This is a genomic window from Rhodococcus sp. P4_E4 (assembly GCF_056401575.1).
Genome location: NZ_JBFUJB010000005.1, coordinates 227,868 through 247,963, shown reverse-complemented (window position 1 = coordinate 247,963; position 20,096 = coordinate 227,868). Strand labels below are relative to the sequence as shown.

Below are 20,096 nucleotides of genomic sequence, written 5' to 3'. Positions count from 1 at the left end.
CCGGTGATCCCTGCCGGTTTGCCGAAGATATGTGAATCACTTCACAGGTTCACCACTTGGAGGCCCAGTGCTTCGCTCCACCAAAGTCACGGTCGCGCTGCTGTTCGTCGCCTACGCGATCGACTACATAGATCGGCTGGCGATCAACCTCGCCCTCCCTTTGCTCGGTGAGGAGTTCGATCTCGACTACTCCCAGCGTGGATTGATCATCTCCACGTTCTTCATTGCATACACACTGGCCCAACTGCCTGGTGGACTGCTCGCCGATCGATACGGCGCAGTCCGGATGGCTCTGATCGGGTTGGTGGCGTGGAGTGTCTTCACCGGCCTCACCGCCCTTGCGTGGTCGTTCGGGACGCTTCTGGTTGTTCGCTTTCTCTTCGGTCTCGCACAGGGCGTGTTTCCGGCAGCCGCAGTAAAGCTGGTTGCCGAACGCAGCATCCCGGAGCAACGTGCCACCGCAACCGGATGGATGAACAGTTCCAACGCCGTCGGTACGCTTCTCGCCATTGTCGTTGCGGCAGCGCTTCTCCCGTTGATCGGCTGGCGTGGGATGTTTCTGGCCGTCGCGGCGCTCGGCGTACTCTCGCTCGTCAGCATCAAGTTGTGGCTCCCGCCCGCACTTCCGGCGGAGATCGACCACGGTCCGGATTCCTCCTGGGACAACATGCGCACCGTACTTCGCTCCCGCGCGATGTGGCTCTTCGCCTTGATGTTCTTCGGCTACGACTTCGTGATCTGGGGGATGTCGTCCTGGGTTCCGTCCTACCTCCATGACGAACGTGGAATCGCCCTCTCGAGTGCGAGCCTCCTTCTCATCCCGGCAACCGTGGTGGCCGCCGTGACCACCGTCATCGGCGGCCGAATCTCGGATCGACTGGCAGGCAACAGCCGCATCGTCGTAGTGCCGTCCATGCTCGCGTGCATCGTGATGCTCGTTTCAGTTCCTTTCGCCTCCAACACGGCCTTGTTCGTCGTTCTCGTCACCCTCGGATCTGCCGCTGCCTCTTTCGCTTTCATGCCGTGTTTTGCACTCCCACTTCGTAGCCTGCCTTCTTCGGTGGTCGGAGCCGCCTCGTCGATGATCATTTTCGGCGGCATGGTCGCCGGGATTGTCGCGCCGCTGGTGTTCGGATTCATCGTGGACCATCTCTCCTGGTCAGCGGCGTTCGTATCGCTCGCGCTCGGGCCCGTCGTGGCGATCATCGCGGTAATGGCAGCGCCGCAGACCCGAGAAAAGATGCTGAACCTGGTGCAACTGAAAACCGCCAACTGATCATCACCAACCGAAAGAAGATCGACCATGAATCAACTGCTTTCGAATCTTGAATTCGGAGACCCGTCGCGGTTGCGAACCGTCGAGCCGCACTGGTTCGATCTGTACCGGGACCTGCACGCACACCCCGAGTTGTCCGGCAACGAAACTCGCACTGCCGCACTTGTTGCCGAAGAGCTTCGGCGGATCGGCGGCTGGGACGTCACGATCGGAGTCGGCGGCACGGGTGTCGTCGGTGTTCTCCAAGGGAGCAGCGGGCCGGTGATCCTGCTACGCGCCGACATGGACGCGTTGCCGGTCGCAGAAGACACCGGGTTGTCATACGCCTCCAAGACGGATGGCGTCATGCATGCGTGTGGCCACGACGTCCACGTAACCGCGCTACTTGCCACGTGCGCAGTACTTTCCGCGGATCCGACGTCGATCACCGGCACTGTTGTCGCGGTCTTCCAGCCTGCCGAGGAGACCGGGTCCGGCGCGCGTGCGATGGTCGACGACGGAATCTTCGACCGCTTCCCGCGACCGGACCTCTGCCTGGGACAACACGTGGGCCCGACTCCGGCTGGGATGCTGGTCAGCAAACCCGACATCTTGATGGCAGCATCCGACACGATTCGAGTGGTTTTTCACGGCCGTGGTGGACATGCGTCCTCGCCGTACGCGTGCATCGACCCCTTGTTGATGGCAGCATCTTTCGCGCTGCGCATTCAAAGTCTGGTCGCTCATGAAGCGGCAACCCCGACAGCACCGGTGCTCACGGTGGGAGCATTGCACGCCGGCACAGCTGCGAACATCATTGCCGACGACGCCGAACTACTACTCAGTCTGCGAACTTTCAGTGCATCGTCGCGAGAACACATGCTCGAATCTGTAGGCCGGATCGCTCGCGCAGAAGCGGACGGAGCAGGCGCCGCCGAACAGCCGGACGTTCATGCGTACAACGGCTTTCCGGCCACGGTCAACACTCCGGACGCAACGTCCACGGTGATGTCCGACCTACGCCGGGCAGGATTGGGAATGCACACCCTGCCGCAACCGCTTTCAGGCAGCGAGGACTTCGGAGTCTTCGGCACTGCTGCCCAATGCCCCTCCGTATTCTGGCATTTCGGCGGGACGGCGCTTCGGAGTTTCGACGAAAGAGCTCTCGCCGCACTCGCCGAGGGACGGATTCCTCCCGGCACACCCTCGAATCACTCACCGCGCTTCGCGCCGGATCCGGCCGCGGCACTACCCGAAGGTGTCACGGCTATGACTGCGGCCGCACTGGGCGCCCTTGCGCGAAGCGCGTGATTCCTACACATACTTCTCCAGGAAGATAACGCCATGTCAGACGACCTGCATTACCTCAGCGCCACCGAAGCTATTGAACACTTTCGCACGCGAGAATTGTCTCCGGTCGAGCTGCTACAAGCAGTCGTCGACCGAACCCAGAAGTTCGAACCTCACATCAATGCCTTCACCGAAGAGATGTTCGACGAGGCACTGACCGGCGCTCGGGAAGCTGAGAGCCGATATCTCGGCCACGGACCCGATCCGCGGCCGCTGGAGGGAATTCCGGTAGCTGCCAAGGAAAAACACGCTATTGCCGGAAAGTCTCTGACCGAAGGTTCGCTGGCGGCACGCGGAAACATCGCCCGCGAGAACGCACCGGTGATCGATCGAGTTCTGGCAGCAGGCGGCTTGATTCACGCACGCACCACGACGCCGGAGTTCTGTGTTGCGGCGTTCACGCACTCTCCACTGTGGGGCGTGACTCGCAATCCCTGGAACCTCGATTACAGTCCCGGCGGTTCATCCGGAGGCGCGGGCGCCGCCCTCGCTGCCGGAACTACCACTCTGGCAACAGCATCCGATATCGGCGGGTCGACGCGGGGCCCGGCAGGCTTCACCGGCACCGTCGGGCTCAAAGCGTCGTACGGCCGCATTCCCGGGGTCGCCCCGCTGTCCATGGATTCCTACCGTGGCGACGGTCCGATGGCCCGAACTGTCGACGACGCAATTCTTTTGGCCAACGTTCTGATCGGGCCGGATCCGCGTGACCATTCTTCCCTGAGGCCGGCGATCATGCTGCCACACGAGTACCCGTCGGTCGAGGGAATGCGCATTGCCCTGTGCCTGCGGCTCGGTGACTTCCCCATCGAGCCTGACATCGAGGCGAACACCCGGGCTCTCGCACAGTCGTTGGTCGATGCCGGCGCGATCGTCGAGGAGATCGAGTTGCCGTGGACTCGTGATTCGATGGCAGCAGCGGTGAAAGTCCATTTCGGAACGATCATGGGTGCATCCGTCGCGGAAGTTGCTCGCGTCCACGGTGATCTTCTTGCCGACTACACGCTCGACAACGTCGCGATCACGTCGAAGGGCGCTGCGGAAATGTCATTTCTGGACGGCCTTCGCAAAGAAACCCAGATGCAACGAGAGCTCGCCGAGGCGATGGCTCCATTCGATGCGCTGATCTGCCCGACTTCGGGCACCATCGCCTTCCCGGCAGGCGAGTCTTTGCTCGACGGCCTCACGGTTGCGGGCCAGCACGTGAACACCACCGCCGAAGCACTTCTCACGTTGCCGTTCAACGTCGCCAATCGGTGTCCCGTACTGGCGGTGCCCAGTGGACACGCACACAACGGCGTTCCCACGGGCGTCCAGATCGTCGGCCATACGTACGACGAACCGACCGTGTTCCGGATCGGCAAAGCACTGGAGAAGATCCGCCCGTGGGCATACACCGACCAGCATCAACCGAGGCTGGATGTGGTGACGCCGGCTTCCTCTTGATCGCTGAGGAGATCAGAGCTTGGCTCTGATCTCCTCAGCAATCGACTGGAACTGCTCGAGGAACGTCAGGGCCCAACCGAACGACGCGACGCCCTCGTAGTCGAACGAGTACACCTGATCGTTCTTGACGGCGCGCAGACGCTGGAAGATGGTGTCGTTCGCCAACTTCTCGTTGATGGGACCCTTGCCACTGTTGGTGATTATGACGTCGGCTTCGTCGAGTAGCTCCAACTGCTCCTTCGGGAACCACTCGTTGCTGCCGGCGGGAATTGCGAGTGAGCGGTCGTTGAACTCGAACCCGGCCTCGCTGATGACCGTCGTCTGATACTTGGTCGGCGAGTACAGCGAGAAACCACTCTCCTCGAAGTACGTGGTGTAGACGACCTTCACCTTGCTCAACACGTCAGCATTGTCGCTGCGGAACTTCGCGATCCGCGCCTCGTACCGGTCTGCCAACTCTTGAACCTTCGCACTCTGGTTGAGTGCGTCCGCGACCCCGAGGGCGCGCTCCTTCCACGCGTACTGGCCGTCTTCGGCAAAAACTGCGGTCGGTGCAATCGACCGGATCTGCTCGTAAAGATCCGGGTTGTTCTCCGAAAGGAGGTTGGTCATCACGATCAAGTCGGGAGACAAAGCCGCTATCGCCTCGGCGTTGGGCTCGTACCAGCGTCCCACCTTCGGAAGAGACCGCAGGGCAGACGCATACGGTTCCGGGACACCGTCGGCGTTCTCGTAGTCCACCGGCAATCCGACGGGCGTGAATCCGGCGTCGAACATCGCGGGGCCCGTGTAGTAATCGGCGCTGACCACTCGCTGCGGGTTGGTGGGAACCTCCACCTGCCCCAGTGCCGTGTTGATGGTGCGCATCGAGCCCTCGGCCGATTCACTGGAGCTGGTTCCACAGGCCGTGAGCAATCCGATCCCCGCCAAGGCACCGGCCCCGAGGAAACCGCGTCGGGTAAGTGCTGCGGTGATGCGAGCGAACTCGGCATCGGTATCAGCGGTAGGCAAGAGAAGTGATGTCATGGGTTTCCTGACGGTATCCGAATTAGGGCTACCTAAAATTACTCTCACCTGCACTGTTACGGTGAAGCGTCATGGCCAACCACTGTTTCGATCGAGCCATCGATACGCGCACCCCCTCGGTCGACGGCCGGAAGCCGGTACGTTCTTGGTTCGTGACGCCTTCGCGACAGGACTTCCCCGGCATCATGTTGTGGGGAGCGCCGACCCTGGAACCGTCGACGTGGAACGAGCCGGTGTCCACCCCGAACCGGATCGTCGCGGAGCCGTGGTCCGTCAGCACCATCCGGTTCAAGAGCACGGCAACTGGCGTCTGGGATTTCCATACCCACCGCGAACATGAACTGCTGTGGTCGGCAGGTGGGACCGTCACCCTCGAAGCGTCCGAACACCTCTGGATGGTTCCGCCGATGCTCGGCATCTGGATTCCTGCCGGCACTGCGCACCGTGTCCGCTCCGACGACGGCGCCGTCATCTTCGCGACGTACCTGACGCCGGATCGAATCGACACCGATTGGGACTCGATAGTCGGCATACCCATGACCGGTGCACTTCGGGAGGTGTTGTTACACAACGAGAACAACGCCATGCCCGACCTGAAGCGACTACGGCTACAGCAGGTGGCAATCGACCTCATCCATCCCGTTCAGGCCGCGAGTCTCGACATTCCGTTGCCGAGAACGCCTGACCTTCTTTCGATTGCCCAGCAGATCATCGCCGATCCGGCGGACGACCGCACCACTTCCGACTGGGCTCGCACCATCGGCGTGAGTGGCCGGACCTTGATGCGTCGCTTCCAGGCAGACACCGGCACGACGCTCACTCAATGGCGAATTCTGGTGCGCGTCCGCGTTGCATTGATCGAGATTGCCGCAGGCAAACCTGTCGTCGCCGTGGCCCGCGGCCTCGGGTATGCCAACCCTGGAACGTTCATCGACCTGTTCAGGCAGGTCATCGGCCACACCCCCGCCGCGTACTTCCGCTCGTTCTCACCTGTCATGAAACCGCATCAGAATGGCACCAAACCCGCACGGGTGACACGTTAGCGTTGTTAGGCAAGGCAAACCATGTTGCCCGAACACGTTGGAGAACACCACAGATGCACCACCGCCGCCGTTTTGCCAGGTCTATCGCACTCGCGGTCGGCGCGATCCTGATCGGCACGCTCGCCTCGTGCAGCTCGTCCGACGACCAGCCCTCGCCTTCGGCCGAGACCATCGACTACAGCTTCGCGGGGTACTCCGCCCAGATACCTGCCGACCCGCAGCGAGTAGTTGTCATCGACTCCCGGACGTCCCTCGAGTTCGCACTTCTCGCCGATTACCCGATCGTCGCCCTCGATTACGACGAGTCGAGCCATCTCGCATCCAAGGTCCCGGCCGATGCGGGGCATTTGGGCGGCAATCTCAGTAAGGAGGACGTGCTGAGCTACAACCCGGACCTGATCCTCATCTCCGTCGGCTGGTACGAGAGCTACAAGTCACAGAACCTCACTTTCGAGGACATCGCACCGGTTCTGGTGATCCAGGACGGCAGCTCGCCCGACAAGAAGACCGAATCACTCGGCGGGCCTCTGGGATTCATGGGCGAGCAACTGGCACTACTGGGCAAGACCGCCGCCGCCTCGGCAGCACAGGCGCGGTACGAAGCCGCTCTCGCCACTGCCCGCGACGACGTCGGTTCCGTCGCGCAGACCAAGACGATCGCCTTCGTATCGCTGATCGAGGACAAGTTCTTCGTGTTCAACACCCCGAACAACCTGACCGTCGACGTAGCGTCGTCACTCGGTTACACGATCTTGTCCAACGACGCGATCACCGCCGCTCAGTCGGCCGCGATCGGCGGCTACAGCGCCGAATTCGGTTGGGAGAATGCGGATGTGCTCGCCGACGCCGATCTCGTCGTCGCCCAGAATCTCGACTCCTGGCCGGGCAACCCGGCGTGGGATCGTGTTCCAGCCGTGGCCGCCGGCAATGTTGCACCGCTCGACTACGACGACAAGGTGGGATTCGCACTCACCTACACGGACTTCCTGAACAAGTTGGCGGACACCACTCGCAATCTGCAGTGACGCTAACTGGTCATACCACTTGACCTCTCACCAGTTAGAGTTTACGGTCGGTACATGTTCCAACCCGTTGCACGTACCTCCGCTTCCGGCGCAGTGTTCGACCAGATTTCAGTGAAAGTGCTGGCCGGAGAGTTGGCCGCGGGTGAGGCGCTACCCAGCGAGCGCAAGCTCGCCGAGGCATTCGGTGTCTCGCGGCCCGCAGTCCGCGAGGCAATTCAGAAGCTCGCCCAGGCCGGGCTCGTCGAGGTCCGCCAGGGCGAGTCCACGTCCGTGCGAGATTTTCGACGCCAGGCCGGACCCGAGCTTCTCCCCCAGTTGTTGGTTCGAGACGGCGTCCCCGACCTGACCGTGGTGCGCAGCGTCCTGGAAACTCGCGAGTTGATGGGACCGCAGATCGCGGTGCTGGCCGCCCGTCGCATCTCCGCGGAATCTGCCCGAGAACTCGACACGGCCGTGGATCAACTAGGCGCCACCGAAGATCCGGCGGAGCTGCAAGACCGCGCTCTGGTGTTCTGGGACGTCGTCGTCGACAGCGCGGATTCCATTGCCTTCCGTTTGATCTTCAACAGCCTGCGCGCTGCATACGAACCGGCGATGACTGCACTTGCCTCCGTCATGGTCGCCGAAGTCGGCCAGACCGACCTGTATCGAAAACTGGCCTCCGCCATCACTTCACACGACGAGTCAACTGCCGAGGCGTCAGCCGCACAGCTCCTTCACACCGGCACGACGGCAATCGGCGATGCTCTCACCTTCCTGGAAGGACTGAAACCATGAGCAAGCCTCTCACTCTGACCGATGCAGCACGAACGTTCCGTAAGTCACCGACGCCCTGGATGATCGGCACGATGTTGGTGGTCGCCGCGGTAGCGCGCTTCACGCTGGGCAACTGGCAGATCACCGACGCTCTTGTTCCGCTCGTGATGCTTGCCGCATTCCCCTTCGTGGAGTGGATCATTCACGTCTTCGTTCTCCATTGGAAGCCGCGGACCATTGCCGGCGTCACCCTCGATTCACGCCTGGCGCGCAGCCATCGGGAGCACCATTTCGCCCCGCGAACCGTCTCACTCATCTTCATTCCGTGGCAGACGCTCCTGATCGTTATTCCCGTCCTGACTGCCGTCGCACTCCTGGCATTTCCCCGCGTCGAACTCGGGCTGACCTTCCTGACCTGCATTTCCGTACTCGGTCTCGGCTACGAGTGGACTCATTTCCTCATCCACAGTGACTACAAGCCGAAAACTGCTCTCTACCGGTCGGTTTGGCGCAACCATCGCAACCATCACTTCAAGAACGAGCACTACTGGTTCACCGTCACCACCGCGGGAACGGCCGATCGCGTACTGGGCACGTACCCCGATCCCAAATCCGTCGAGACATCCCCGACAGCCAAGAACCTGCATGGCACCGCGTCGAAGCTGTGAAGAAACGCCGATTCCTGGCCCCTAGCTGGCAATGAACTTGAACTTGACTGAGTATCAGTGATTTTCGTTGAAACCCACCCGAACCGTGCTTAGTGTCGATGGAGTCAGAAGTTCGAAAAACGCTGTAACCGAAGGACACAACACATGTTCAACGATGTATTCAACAACGTCATCCACCCGATGGTCACGAACTTCCAGCAGTTGGGTCCCCAGCAGTTCATTCCTCAGCAGTTCATCCCTCAGGGCCTGTTCCAGCAGGCACCGCAGGCAGCAGAGCAGGCTGTGACGATCTTCGGTAGCTGATACCGCAATCCACAGATAGCGCCACTCAGGGTCGTCCGTCCAATATGCTGGACGGACGACCTGAGTGCCTCCGCCTGACAAGGATCCCCATGAGCCCCAACACCCCCGTCCACGCATTCACCGATGACGCCCTGGGCGATCTCGACGCCACCGGCGTCGCCGCCCGGATCGAATCAGGCGAGGTGACCGCACGGGAAGTCATGGAGGCGTCGATCGCGCGCGCCGAGGCAGTGCAGGGGCAATTGAACGGTTTGGCCTGCACAGACTTCGATCGCGCCCTTGCCAGGAGCAACCGGCCGGCCGCGGGCATCTTCGCCGGCGTCCCCACCGCGATCAAGGACAACACCGACAGCGCCGGCCTTCCCACCCAGCAGGGCAGCACCGCCTTCACAGCAGTCCCCGCCAAGGCTGACAGCGATTTCGCGAATCAGTTCCTCTCCACCGGGGCCATTTCGATCGGCAAGACCCGACTGCCCGAGTTCGGATTCAGTGCGTCCACCGAGTACATGACAGAAGAACCCGTGCACAACCCGTGGAACCCGGCCTACTCGTCGGGCGCTTCCTCGGGTGGCGCTGCCGCACTGGTTGCTGCCGGAGTCCTCCCGATCGCGCACGCCAACGACGGTGGTGGATCGATTCGCATTCCCGCCGCTGCCTGCGGACTGGTCGGACTCAAACCCACTCGCGGCCGTACCATCGCCGATCCGGCCGACAAGTCGATGCCGATCCGGCTGATCTCTCAGGGCGCCGTCACCCGCACGGTTCGCGACACCGCACGATGGATGTCAGCGGCCGAAAGTTACTACCGCAATCCACGACTCGCACCGGTTCGCCTGATCGAAGGACCCAGCTCAACCCGCCTGCGCGTCGGCGTGATCACCGATTCCGTGACGGTCACCAAGACCGACGACGAGACACGCAAGTCCGTCGAAGCTACGGCTGAACTCCTTGCCGGCCTTGGCCATCACGTCGAGGACGCGGCATTGCCAGTCGGACCGGAATTCATCGACGACTTCAGCATCTACTGGGGCTTTTTATCGTTTGCCATCTCCACCGGTGGCAAACAGATGCTCGGGCCCGACTTCGACAAGTCCGGCACCGACAATCTCACGAAGGGCCTCTACACGCTGTACCGGAAGAACCTGGTGAAGACGCCGCGCGTGCTCTACCGCCTGCGACGGCTCCAGCAGCAGTACAGCGCCATGTTCTTGAAGTACGACGTCGTGCTCTCGCCGGCTCTGGGGCACACCACCCCCGAGCTCGGATACCTCTCTCCCGCTCAGCCTTTCGAGGAACTCTTCGACAAGTTGATCGCGTACACGTCGTTCACGCCGCTGAACAACATCTCCGGTGGTCCCGCGATTTCGCTACCGATGCACCAGACCAGCAACGGTTTGCCGTTGGCTTCGCATTTCTCCGCCGATCTCGGCGACGAGCGCACGCTCCTCGAATTGGCCTTCGAACTGGAAGAGGCTCAGCCCTGGAGAAGAATCCAGGACTGAGCCTCACCGGTAAATACCCTCAGTCTCGCGGCAATCCGAGCATGCGCTCACCGATCACGTTGAGTTGCACCTCGGTTGTGCCGCCGTAAATGGTGGTGGCACGGCCCGAAATGAGCTGCTCCATCGCCTTGTCGCTCGGCTGACCTGGGATGCTGACCGCTCCGGCAGCACCCAGTTCGGCGACGACGAACTCGGCGATCGACTGGCTGATCTTCATCGCCAACAGCTTGCCGACGCTCGACGTCGTACTCACGTCGATTCCCGAAAGTTGCTTGAGCACAACGCGGGAGCCGATGAGGTCGATCGCCTGACTCTCGGCAACCAGCTCGCCGACGCGGTAGCGCCCGATCGGGCTCAGGTCTGCTGACTTCGCGAACTTCAGTAGATCGGAGTCCGAGGCGTACGCCTCCATCTTCTGGCTCAGGGCGACGCGCTCGCCGGCCAGCGTCGTACGTGCGACGTTCCAGCCGTCGTTGACCTCGCCGACCACGTTCTCGTCGGGGATGAACACGTCGTCGAGGAACACCTCGTTGAACAACGCCGAACCCGTCATCTCACGCAGCGGGCGGACGGTGATGCCCGGTGTCGACATATCGAGCACGAAGTAGGTGATGCCCTGATGCTTCGGCTTGGTGGCGTCCGTACGGGCGATCAGCATTGCCCAGTCGGAGAACTGCGCAACCGTGGTCCAGATCTTCTGACCGGTGATCTTCCAACCGCCGTCGACCTTTTCGGCCTTCGTGGACAATGACGCGAGGTCGGAACCAGCACCGGGCTCACTGAAGAGCTGGCACCACACAAGCTCACCCTGCAGGGTCGGTATTGCCAATTCCTGCTTCTGCTTGTCCGAACCATGCGCTACGACGGCCTGCACGGCCCAGGTGCCCATCAGGAGCTGCGGCATCGAGATACCCGCAGCCTTGATCTCCTGGGAGATGACGATCTGCTCGAGCGGAGCGGCGCTGCGCCCGTACGGCTTCGGCAGGTGAGGCTGAACCCAGCCGCCGTCGCCGAGCGCGATGAGCTGGTCGTCCTCGTCAAGCTCGACCAACTGGGCAAGCTCGGCCGCGATGCCGCCGCGGATCTCCTCTGCCTCGGGCGGCAGTTCGAGAACCGAAGCCCGGCTGACACCGTCAAGTGCCTGCTGCGCAACACGGTTGGCACGATCCTCGCGGGTACCGAGAATGCCGCGGATCGAGAGCGCGCGCCGGTAGTACAGGTGGGCGTCGTGCTCCCACGTGAATCCGATGCCGCCGTGGACCTGCACACAATCCTGCGCTACCTGTACTGCGGCGTCCGGCACGATGACTGCGGCGATATCGGCGGCAAAATCTGCCGTGTCGTCGCCCTTGTCCAATGCGCTTGCCGCATCCCACACAACGGCGCGTGCCTGCTCGAGCGCAATGCCCATCTGCGCACACTTGTGCTTGACGCCCTGGAACTGGCCGATGGGTCGCCCGAACTGCACGCGTGTCTTGGCGTACTCCGACGCAGTGGAAACACACCAGGACATGACGCCGACGTCTTCGGCACCGAGAACGACTGCGGCAATGGACCGTACCCGCGCCTCGGTGAGACCGTCGAGTATCCGTTCGGCGCTGATCTGAACATTGTCAGCTTCGATCCGCGCACTGCCGCGCAGCACGTCGATGCTGTCCTGCACGGTGATCGCGACTGCGCTGCTCTCGAGCACCGCGTAACAGACACCCTCGGGCAACTGGATCGGGACCAGCAGCACGTCGGCGTGTTCACCGCCGAGCACACCGTCGAGTGCGCCCGTGATCTTGTATCCGCCGTCCGACGACTCGGCCGTCAACGGTGCACCCAAGGCGACTGCTGCCGTACGACTTCCGTCGATCAGACCCGGCAGGAACTCGGGTCCCGCCTTGGAATCGGCGGCACCGAGAACGGCGCTTGCCAATACCGTCGGAACAAACGGGCCGGGAGAGACAGTGCGGCCCAATGCTTCCAGTGCCACCGCCAAGGTCAGCAGACCGGCGCCGTGACCACCCTGTTCTTCCGGAACCGCGAGCCCGAGAAGGTCTTGCCCGACCAGGGCCGTCCAGAACTCGGGGAACTTGTCCTCGGTCCTCGACTCCACCGCCGCGCGCACCTGCTCGGTAGTGATGGTGCGCTCGGCGAATGACCGCACCGAATCTGCGAGTGCGGTGTGCTCCTCACTCAGCCCGAGGCCGAGTTCGTATGCGTTGCGTGCCATGCGCTTACAGACGTTCTGCGAGGTCGGCGGTGGTCCAGGGACCCTCGCTCTCGATGGTGTTCACACCGTGCCAGCCGGCGAGTTCCGTGATGGCCCCACCCTGAACGGCATACACCTTGCCGGTCAGCTTGCAATCCGCTGCCGCAAGATAGGCCACCAGCGGGGAGATGTTGGACGGCGCAAACGCGTCGAACTCACCCTCGGGGACCTCGGCGGCGAACAACGCGCCCATACCGGGTGTCGCCAGCGTCAGCCGAGTACGCGCGATCGGCGCAATAGCGTTGACACGCACGCCGTATCGATCGAGCTCGTCAGCGGCCACCAGAGTCAGGGCTGCGATGCCCGCCTTTGCGGCGCCGTAGTTGCCCTGGCCCGCGTTGGGCATGAAGGTACCCGAAGCCGAAGCGGTGTTGATGACCGAAGCGTTGACGGTCTCGCCTGCCTTGCTCTGGTCCTTCCAGTACGCGGCAGCGTGGTGCAGCGTCGCCGCGTGACCCTTGAGGTGCACGGCAATGACTGCGTCCCACTGGCTCTCGTCCATACCGGCGATGAAGGCGTCACGAAGAATGCCGGCGTTGTTGACCAGTACGTCGAGTCGGCCGAACTCGCTGACGGCCTGCTTGACGAGGCCCTCGGCCCCGTCCCAGGTGGCGATGTTGTCGGTGTTGGCAACAGCCTTTCCGCCTGCGGCGACGATCTCGTCGACTACCTGCTGCGCCGGGCCGGCATCTGCGCCCGATCCGTCGTTTGCGCCGCCGAGATCGTTGACCACGACGCTCGCACCCTCACGAGCGAAGAGCAGCGCATGCTCACGGCCGATGCCGCGTCCTGCTCCGGTGATGATCGCTACGCGACCGTCGAGACTTCCCATCAGTTCAGATTCCCATCAGTTCAGTTGTCGGACATGAAGACTCATTTGTCGGCGATGACCGCGAGGCCGTCCTTGATGACGAGGTCGCCGACCGCGCTGGTTTCGTACGAGTACGACGTGGCTCCGTCTGCCGAACCCGACTTGTAGAACACCGTCTCGATGTCCTGGGTCGGGAGCACGGGCTTCGCGAATCGCACTGCGAGACGGCGCAACCGCTCGGTCTCTCCGCCCGCCAGTTCGGTCAAGGCTCCCCACGACGTGAACGCCATCGTGCACAGTCCGTGGTTGATGATTCCGGGGAGCCCGGACATCCGAGCGATCTCCTCGTCGAGGTGAATCGGCATCGGATCGCCGGAAGCCGGTGAGTACCGGAACGTCTGGTCCTCGTCGATGTGCTGGTTCACCACCGCTGCGGGACTACCCGCGCGAAGAGCGTCGTCGAATCGGTGTTCGGGAGCCTTCTCGCCAAGTCCGGGGCCTGCGTCGACCTTGCGGAAGAAGGCCGTCATCCACTGCTCGTTGACCAATTCACCCTTGTCGGTTTTGGTTTCGACATAGATGACGACGGTGGATCCGTTGTCCCGGCCCTCGAATCCGATGGGCTTGGCACGAGCGACAAGGTGGTCACCGGGGTAGATCGGACGGTGGAACAGGAAGTCCTGCTCACCGTGAACGAGCTTCATCAGCAGTTCGACCGGCGCCACCGACAGCGCAGCGGGTGCCATCGACATGAAGACGGGTACCACCGCGAAGACCGGTGGAGCGATCTCGCCCTTCAGGTGTCGCTCGATGGGATCGTTGGTGGCAGCGGCATATTCAGCGATGCGCTCGGCTGTCACCTCGAAGTGCTCCGGATCGGTCCATACGTCCAGCCCGGACGTATCGAATTCGACCGCGTTGGTCTTCGGTGTCGTCATCGAGCCGTTACCCGACCAGCTCGGCGAACTTGGCCAGCGAGGCCTCGAGGTCAGCCTTGGCGTTCTTGGCTACTGCCTTGCCGATCGGCCCGACGATCATGGTGCCCTTGAAGCTGGCGTCGACGGTTGCCTTCGAACCGGCACCGTCGGCCTCGACCGAGAGAACGAATTCGACGGTGACGCCGGCCATTCCGGTACCGGCAATCTTGACCATCTTCGGAACCTCGACCTCTTCGACGGTCCACTCGATCTTGTTTGCCATACCCATCACGGAGACGACCTCGGTGAACTTGGCGCCCAACGCAACCTGGGTGGGGAGTTCACTCTTCCAGCCCTGGTGAATGGTGAGCCACTCTTCCCAGCGAGACAGGTCGGAGAGCGCATCCCAGGTCTTCTCGGGGGATGCGGGCAGTACAGCGGAGACGGAAACGGAAGCCATGATGAAACTCCTGGTGGGTAGCTAGCGGGTTGTGGGTGTGATTCAGCGTGCGTAGGGCTTGTATGCGGTCACGACAACTGCGCCGCCGAGTCCGATGTTGTGCTGGAGAGCGACCTTCGCGCCGTCGACCTGACGCTTGTCGGCGGTTCCGCGGAGCTGCCAGGTGAGTTCGGCGCACTGGGCAAGACCGGTTGCGCCGAGGGGGTGCCCCTTGGAGATGAGGCCGCCGGACGGGTTGACCACCCAGCGTCCGCCGTAGGTGGTGTCGTCGGCGTCGACGAGCTTGCCGCCGTCACCTTCGGCGCACAGTCCGAGCGCCTCGTACGTCAGCAACTCGTTGGTGGAGAAGCAGTCGTGGAGTTCGATGACGTCGACGTCGTCGGCGGTGATCCCGGCCTGCGCGTACACCTTCTCAGCGGCCTTACGGGTCATGTCGGCGCCGACGAGACTGATCGCGCTCTTGTCCTCGAAGGTGCTGTTCATGTCGGTGACCATGGCCTGTCCGACGATCTCGATCGCCTGAGCAGCGAGGCCGTGCTTCTCGACGAATGCTTCGCTGGCGATGATCGCCGCGCCGGATCCGTCCGAGGTAGGCGAGCACTGGAGCTTGGTGAGCGGCCCGTGGATCTGGCGTGCTTCGAGGATCTGCTCGAGGGTGTACTCGTCCTGGAACTGCGCGTACGGGTTGTTCAGTGAGTGCTTGTGGTTCTTGACGGCGATCTTCGCGAACTGCTCTGCAGTGGTTCCGAAGCGTTCCATGTGCTCGACGCCGGCCGCGCCGAACATGTACGGAGCGGGCGGCATCGCGAACTCCTGCAGCTCGGCGAGAGCGAGGAGGTGCCGCATGAGTGGCTGTTCACGGTCGTCGTAGGTGGATCCGAGGGACCCGGACTGCATCTTCTCGAAGCCCAGCGCCAGTGCGCAGTCGGCCTGACCACTCTTGACTGCCTGCGTGGCGAGGTAGAGCGCGGTCGATCCCGTCGAACAGTTGTTGTTGACGTTGACGATGGGGATGCCCGTCAGACCCAGCTCGTAGACAGCCCGCTGACCTGCGGTGGACTCGCCGTAGACGTAGCCGACGTATGCCTGCTCGACCTCGGTGTAGTCGATACCCGCGTCTTCGAGCGCCTTGGTACCCGACTCGCGTGCCATGTCGGGGTAGTCCCACTCGCGGGCTCCCGGCTTCTCGAACTTCGTCATGCCGACGCCGACGACAAAAACCCTGTTACTCATTGCCACTCCTGAAGAGAACGGTATCTGTGTGTGACACGCTGTCCCACCAAAGTATGTGAGACATCTTGTCCAGTCAATGGCGGGGTGAGTATCGTTCGATTTATGACAAAAACAGCCGAGTCGGCGCAGCCCGACGGGCGCAGCACTCGCTGGAACGATCACAAGGAGCAGCGCAAAGCGCGGATCCTCGACGCAGCACTCGATGCAGTCAACGAAGGTGGCGCCGACGTCGGCGTCCAGCAGATCGCCGAGCGCGCCGACGTCCCACGTTCCGTTGTCTACCGGATCTTCAAGGATCGAGCCGACCTCGACGAGCAGCTGCGAGTTCGCATCCTCGAGATGATGATGACCGACCTGACACCCACCCTCACGCCGCAGGGTACGGTCGGCGAGGCTATCTCACGGGCAGTCGAGACCTACCTCCAGTGGATTGTGAAATACCCACGACTGCACCACTTTTTAGGCAAGGGCTCGCCGAGTACGCGGGCAACCGGTTCGAAAGTGGTGACCGGAACCAAGACAGCCATCGCCGTCCAATTGGGGAACCTCTTGGGCGCGATCCTCGCCAGCCGCGGCAAACCGTCGAAGATGGCGGAGCCCTTGGCTTTCGGCGTCATCGGATTGGTCGACGTCAGCGTCAACCGTTGGCTCAGCCAGCCGGGTTCCGATGTGACCAGTGCGGAATTGGCCGAGTTCCTCGGGCGCTCCATCTGGCAGGTTCTGGACGGCAACCTTCGGAGCATCGGCGTCGACATAACTCTGTCGACTCCGATCGCCGACCTGTGACAGTCACCGAACTACCCTGGGCACTCGACGGACGTGGACTTCAACTGATCCGGGTTCCATCACTCGCCCTACACGCACTGGGTGAAGACAACGCCACTCTCGCAATGGAACTCGAACCCAACCTCCTGACCCCGTATCTCCTCGGCGAAGAATGCCAGGGCTTGTGGCGCTACCGGAGCACGCAGATAACCGGGAACCCACTCGACAGCGCGTGGATCACCCGCATCGCCGTCGATGCCCGCACCTCGACGCCGGTGGGGTTGGCCGGATTCCACGGTCGCCCCGATGCGCGCGGGATGGTGGAGATCGGATATCGCATCGACCCGGCATTCCGGCGACTGGGCTACGCTCGAACTGCACTCGAGATACTTCTCGACGTCGCGAGTCGCCAATCCGAAGTGCACATCGTTCGAGCGACCATCAGCCCGGACAACATCGCATCGCGAAATCTGATCAGCCAGTACGGTTTCAACGAAGTCGGTGAGCAGTGGGACGAAGAAGACGGTTTGGAGACCATCTTCGAAGTCAGCGCTTCTCCGGAACCGTGACAGCCGTCAACCCGCTGGTTTTATCGGTCCAGTGAATGGCACGATCCACGAGCATCACCGGCGTCCACAACCTGTATGTCTTCACCTGATGGTGATGGCGACACAGGCATTGGAGGTTGCTCGCAATGGTCCACCCACCGCGTCTCGGGTCGGAAGGATCGAACTCGGTGATGTGGTCGAGTTGGCACCTGTTCGCGGGCACCGAACAACCAGGGAACCGGCAGTGACCGTCGACGGCCCGCACCAATGCGGCCAGAGCCGCTCCCGGAGCATAGGTCAGCGCGCCGGGAGGTGGATCGGGCTGGGCGCCATGCCCATCCGATCTTCGAACTATGTCCGGGGCTCGCGCGACCAACCGTTGCATCGCCCGAATCCGATCTCCGCAGCCTTTCGGTTCGCGACTCAGGCGATCACGTCGGGTGACAAGCGGCAGGACAGTCGGAGCATGTCGCCGACGCGGTCGATTCCCGGCGGCCTGAGAGCGAAAGTCGACTAACAGTGCCTGCCAAGTGGAATCGGTGGCAAGCTCGCGAGCAAAGTCGGGATCGATTGGCCCGTACCCGTCGATACTCGCGGGATCTGACGTCAATCCGAGGAGCGTCGCCAGATCGCACACGATGTGCAGCAACGGCTTCCGACGTGAGGGCGCAGTTGATCGAGCTGCTGGGGATACTGCCTCGCACGTTTCGCTGCCACACTGGCAAGTCAGCCCCTGTTCGCCGTGCAGGAGAGCGACCAACGCGTCGGCCCGGCGCGTCGAGGCATTCCGAGGATCGTGGTTGCAGACGCTTCCGGCGGCCTCGTTGATCAGGCCAAGCGCTTCGACAGCCTCGTTCGCGCTGAGTGTTGCCTGCAACTGGGCGAGTCCGTGACGGTCTGCACGCGTGCGAACATCGCGGTGTTCCAGCATTTTCCGGCGAAGTTCGGCGGCAGCGTCCGGATCGTAGGCAAAGAGCTGACGTTCAATGTCGCGCTCCAGTTGCCCGGGCGGAAGACGGTGCGCGGAGGCAAGTACCCGGCGCTCGAGTGCTGCGATCGCCTCGGGGTCGACCCCGGTGAGTCCGTCGACAATCTTGCGCACGCGCGCATAGTCCAGCTCGCCGGCAGCAAATGCAGCCTTGGTGAGCGGAAGGAACTCGCGCAAGGCGTCACCGATCTCGATGTGAACTTCGGCTGTGCGCCGCGAACACGTGAGCATGACCGCGATCTCGTTGCACGCGATCCGCCACGCCTTGTCGGCATCACCGGACACGTCGAGTTCCGCATTGAATCTCGACTCCGACAACATGGACGCACCGAGCACCTTCTGTGCGGCCAGCATGTTCTCGCTCTGCGCCGTTGCAAAGAGCATGTCCGGCAGCACGAGTGGATCGACGACAGGACGGCCGTCATCTACGACTGCCCTCACACCGCCCGTCGATTCATTATCGAACATACATTCGAGACTAGACCTGCCCGCCGACAAGAAAGCTAGAGTGCCGGTTTGTATCCCTTACCCTGCATCCAGGCGAGCACATCCAGCACCCGGATCGCCGGAACGGCATCGTCCAGTCCGGCCCGAACCCGCAAGTCGAGCAATCGCACGTGTAATTCTCCGTCGTGCAAGGCCTCTCGTACCGGTTCCAGATGGGCAGCCTTCGTTCCCAACTCCCGCCCGATGACGTCGTCGTAGATCGGGAAGAGTCGCGGACGCTTGCGCGCGATCAGTTTGGACGCCATGGTTCGCCCGACACCGTGAATCTCTCGAAGCGCCGTCTCCAACCGCCACACCGGGGATTCCGGAGTGAAGGGATCGGGTTCGTTCGACAGATCGCGATCCGGGCCCACGTCCGCCAGGAGTCGGTTCAGTTCGGCATTGTTCTCCCCGAGCAGGAAGAAGGCTCCTTGCGCCGGAACCTGAACCGACAGAAGCGTCACCGCAACAAGATCTTCCGCGGTGAAGATGTTCGCATCACGATCGCGATTGCCACTGGGATCCCAGGAATCCCACAACGCACCGGTTCGGAGATAACCGGTCTTTCGGAGCGGCCTCGTGAAATATTCCTGCAGCACGTCGACCGCGCCGTCATCGTCCCCGTCTCGCAGCACACGCGGGAGTCGGATGGGCAACTGATCAACCATGGTCGAGCGACCTTTCCAGTACATATTTGGCGAACCCGGCGTTGTGATACTGCCGAAATGGGCCCTTGCCCTTGGCAACAAGATGCTCCGCGAGCGGACGAACCGTCGTCATGTCGACGGGCAGTTGAGCGAACTGTTCCAACGCATCCGAGTCCTCGAGACTGCAGTCGATCACGGTCCCGTCGCCGTCGGCGGACGCCAACTCGGTGCGTCTGATGGCGACCAGATCGTGCTTGGCGTCGAGTTCTTCGATGCTGCAGCCGGTTCGCGATTCCAGTGCCGAACTGGATACGTAGACGGACATGACGTGCTCGATCGGCTTACCGCCGACCAGATGGCACTCGACGCTCAGAATCTCCATCGGACCGATATTGAGCGTGAACAAGCGATGGCGCTCCGCGGATCGGTTGGTCGACGGCAGGCAACTGATCGTCCACTGTTCGATCTCGACGGCGGCCGGAGCGTCGAACGCGTAGGAGAGAACCTCGGCAATCAGCTCGGCAAGATCTTCGAAGAGCGGGTCGCGCTGCAACCGCTCGAAATTCTCGACAGAAGCGGCGGGACGCACAGGCGCCTTGCTCACGCAGGT

Annotated in this window: 20 protein-coding genes; 11 read left to right on the top strand and 9 right to left on the bottom strand. The window is 62.4% G+C overall.

Going from position 1 to position 20,096, the window contains the following annotated elements; translation table 11 throughout:
* Nucleotides 1–67: 67 nt before the first annotated feature.
* From AC1DVN_RS08500 to AC1DVN_RS08490, 3 genes are read left to right on the top strand one after another with little or no spacing between them, the layout of a single operon-like run.
* Nucleotides 68–1,276 carry an MFS transporter gene (locus AC1DVN_RS08500; protein WP_020968083.1) on the top strand — a complete coding sequence of 403 codons (1,209 nt, stop codon included), beginning with the start codon at nucleotides 68–70 and terminating at the stop codon, nucleotides 1,274–1,276.
* 27 nt (nucleotides 1,277–1,303) lie between these two features.
* On the top strand, nucleotides 1,304–2,566 hold the full coding sequence (locus tag AC1DVN_RS08495; protein WP_477993703.1) for an amidohydrolase: 1,263 nt from the start codon (nucleotides 1,304–1,306) through the stop codon (nucleotides 2,564–2,566).
* A 33-nt stretch (nucleotides 2,567–2,599) separates the two neighbouring features.
* Nucleotides 2,600–4,051 (top strand): amidase, encoded by a 1,452-nt coding sequence (locus tag AC1DVN_RS08490; protein ID WP_060938700.1) that lies wholly within the window; start codon nucleotides 2,600–2,602, stop codon nucleotides 4,049–4,051.
* Between the two features lie 12 nt (nucleotides 4,052–4,063).
* Here the strand turns inward: AC1DVN_RS08490 and AC1DVN_RS08485 are convergent, their stop codons facing one another.
* Nucleotides 4,064–5,077, bottom strand: coding sequence for an ABC transporter substrate-binding protein (locus tag AC1DVN_RS08485; protein ID WP_060938701.1), 1,014 nt, complete (start codon nucleotides 5,075–5,077; stop codon nucleotides 4,064–4,066).
* A 152-nt stretch (nucleotides 5,078–5,229) separates the two neighbouring features.
* On the opposite strand from AC1DVN_RS08485, the gene AC1DVN_RS08480 reads away from it, so the two are divergent.
* From AC1DVN_RS08480 to AC1DVN_RS08455, 6 genes are all read left to right on the top strand, one after another.
* Nucleotides 5,230–6,120 carry a helix-turn-helix domain-containing protein gene (locus AC1DVN_RS08480; protein ID WP_198538398.1) on the top strand — a complete coding sequence of 297 codons (891 nt, stop codon included), beginning with the start codon at nucleotides 5,230–5,232 and terminating at the stop codon, nucleotides 6,118–6,120.
* A 53-nt stretch (nucleotides 6,121–6,173) separates the two neighbouring features.
* Nucleotides 6,174–7,145: an ABC transporter substrate-binding protein gene (locus AC1DVN_RS08475; RefSeq protein ID WP_060938702.1), complete on the top strand. Its 972-nt coding sequence runs from the start codon at nucleotides 6,174–6,176 to the stop codon at nucleotides 7,143–7,145.
* Between the two features lie 54 nt (nucleotides 7,146–7,199).
* Nucleotides 7,200–7,922 carry a FadR/GntR family transcriptional regulator gene (locus AC1DVN_RS08470; RefSeq protein WP_477846184.1) on the top strand — a complete coding sequence of 241 codons (723 nt, stop codon included), beginning with the start codon at nucleotides 7,200–7,202 and terminating at the stop codon, nucleotides 7,920–7,922.
* The gene (locus AC1DVN_RS08465) at nucleotides 7,919–8,569 is read left to right on the top strand and encodes a sterol desaturase family protein (RefSeq protein WP_477846185.1); all 651 of its coding nucleotides are present in this window, start codon (nucleotides 7,919–7,921) and stop codon (nucleotides 8,567–8,569) included. Before AC1DVN_RS08470 ends, AC1DVN_RS08465 begins: the two co-directional genes overlap by 4 nt.
* Nucleotides 8,570–8,713: 144 nt before the next feature.
* Nucleotides 8,714–8,872 (top strand): hypothetical protein, encoded by a 159-nt coding sequence (locus AC1DVN_RS08460; RefSeq protein WP_020905720.1) that lies wholly within the window; start codon nucleotides 8,714–8,716, stop codon nucleotides 8,870–8,872.
* An 89-nt stretch (nucleotides 8,873–8,961) separates the two neighbouring features.
* A complete protein-coding gene (locus AC1DVN_RS08455) occupies nucleotides 8,962–10,374 on the top strand; it encodes an amidase (RefSeq protein WP_172932433.1) in 1,413 nt (470 codons plus the stop codon).
* 19 nt (nucleotides 10,375–10,393) lie between these two features.
* Here AC1DVN_RS08455 and AC1DVN_RS08450 read toward each other — a convergent pair whose 3' ends face one another.
* From AC1DVN_RS08450 to AC1DVN_RS08430, 5 genes are read right to left on the bottom strand one after another with little or no spacing between them, the layout of a single operon-like run.
* Nucleotides 10,394–12,592 (bottom strand): acyl-CoA dehydrogenase, encoded by a 2,199-nt coding sequence (locus AC1DVN_RS08450; protein ID WP_477993702.1) that lies wholly within the window; start codon nucleotides 12,590–12,592, stop codon nucleotides 10,394–10,396.
* Between the two features lie 4 nt (nucleotides 12,593–12,596).
* Complete coding sequence (locus AC1DVN_RS08445) at nucleotides 12,597–13,463, bottom strand: SDR family oxidoreductase (protein WP_007735961.1); 867 nt, start codon at nucleotides 13,461–13,463, stop codon at nucleotides 12,597–12,599.
* Nucleotides 13,464–13,504: 41 nt separating this feature from the next.
* Nucleotides 13,505–14,380, bottom strand: a complete 876-nt coding sequence (locus AC1DVN_RS08440; RefSeq protein ID WP_019746344.1) for a MaoC/PaaZ C-terminal domain-containing protein — start codon at nucleotides 14,378–14,380, stop codon at nucleotides 13,505–13,507.
* 7 nt (nucleotides 14,381–14,387) lie between these two features.
* Nucleotides 14,388–14,819 (bottom strand): type II toxin-antitoxin system Rv0910 family toxin, encoded by a 432-nt coding sequence (locus AC1DVN_RS08435; RefSeq protein WP_019746343.1) that lies wholly within the window; start codon nucleotides 14,817–14,819, stop codon nucleotides 14,388–14,390.
* A gap of 42 nt (nucleotides 14,820–14,861) precedes the next feature.
* A complete protein-coding gene (locus AC1DVN_RS08430) occupies nucleotides 14,862–16,052 on the bottom strand; it encodes a lipid-transfer protein (RefSeq protein ID WP_007735955.1) in 1,191 nt (396 codons plus the stop codon).
* Between the two features lie 102 nt (nucleotides 16,053–16,154).
* On the opposite strand from AC1DVN_RS08430, the gene AC1DVN_RS08425 reads away from it, so the two are divergent.
* Both AC1DVN_RS08425 and AC1DVN_RS08420 read left to right on the top strand, forming a co-directional pair.
* Nucleotides 16,155–16,838, top strand: a complete 684-nt coding sequence (locus tag AC1DVN_RS08425) for a TetR/AcrR family transcriptional regulator (protein WP_080909309.1) — start codon at nucleotides 16,155–16,157, stop codon at nucleotides 16,836–16,838.
* Complete coding sequence (locus tag AC1DVN_RS08420) at nucleotides 16,835–17,386, top strand: GNAT family N-acetyltransferase (RefSeq protein ID WP_317832484.1); 552 nt, start codon at nucleotides 16,835–16,837, stop codon at nucleotides 17,384–17,386. Before AC1DVN_RS08425 ends, AC1DVN_RS08420 begins: the two co-directional genes overlap by 4 nt.
* On the opposite strand, the gene AC1DVN_RS08415 is transcribed toward AC1DVN_RS08420, so the two are convergent.
* From AC1DVN_RS08415 to AC1DVN_RS08405, 3 genes are read right to left on the bottom strand one after another with little or no spacing between them, the layout of a single operon-like run.
* Nucleotides 17,364–18,821: an HNH endonuclease signature motif containing protein gene (locus tag AC1DVN_RS08415; RefSeq protein ID WP_477993701.1), complete on the bottom strand. Its 1,458-nt coding sequence runs from the start codon at nucleotides 18,819–18,821 to the stop codon at nucleotides 17,364–17,366. The two genes, AC1DVN_RS08420 and AC1DVN_RS08415, sit on opposite strands and share 23 nt — an antisense overlap.
* Before the next feature lie 35 nt (nucleotides 18,822–18,856).
* A complete protein-coding gene (locus AC1DVN_RS08410) occupies nucleotides 18,857–19,507 on the bottom strand; it encodes a DUF6308 family protein (protein ID WP_477993700.1) in 651 nt (216 codons plus the stop codon).
* A complete protein-coding gene (locus tag AC1DVN_RS08405) occupies nucleotides 19,500–20,090 on the bottom strand; it encodes a hypothetical protein (protein ID WP_030535862.1) in 591 nt (196 codons plus the stop codon). Before AC1DVN_RS08405 ends, AC1DVN_RS08410 begins: the two co-directional genes overlap by 8 nt.
* Nucleotides 20,091–20,096: the final 6 nt, after the last annotated feature.